Genomic DNA, 364 nt, shown 5'->3' with positions numbered 1-364 from the left:
GGCCCAGCAGCGCACCGCCCCATTCGGCGGTCACCGCGGCCTTCGCCGCGCCGGCGACGCCCCAGTCCAGGCCGATCACGAACCACAGGCTGAGCACGATGTTGATGAGGTTGGTGGTCAGCAGGATCGCCAGCGGCGCTCGGGCGTTCTGCGTGCCGAGGAACCAGCCGACCAGCGCGTAGGTGGCCAACGCTGCCGGCAGGCCGAACAGGCGGATGTGGAAGAACTCGCGGGCCAGCGCATCCAGCTCGGCCGACGGGCGCATCAGTGCAAGCGCCGGTCCGGTCAGCGGCACCGCCAGCAGGCCGAGCAGCAGCGCCAGCCCCAGGGCCAGCAACAGGCCCTGGCCGAGAATCCGCCGCAG

Annotated in this window: 1 protein-coding gene; it reads right to left on the bottom strand. The window is 72.0% G+C overall.

What is annotated here, in order from left to right; translation table 11 throughout:
* The coding region (locus ACCC94_RS30140; RefSeq protein WP_413353227.1) for an MATE family efflux transporter at positions 1-364 on the bottom strand (364 nt) is incomplete at both ends.

Origin of the sequence: Pseudomonas sp. Pseusp97 (assembly GCF_047304025.1) — a bacterium.
Classification (GTDB): domain Bacteria; phylum Pseudomonadota; class Gammaproteobacteria; order Pseudomonadales; family Pseudomonadaceae; genus Pseudomonas.
This window is presented reverse-complemented; position numbering and strand designations above follow the sequence as displayed.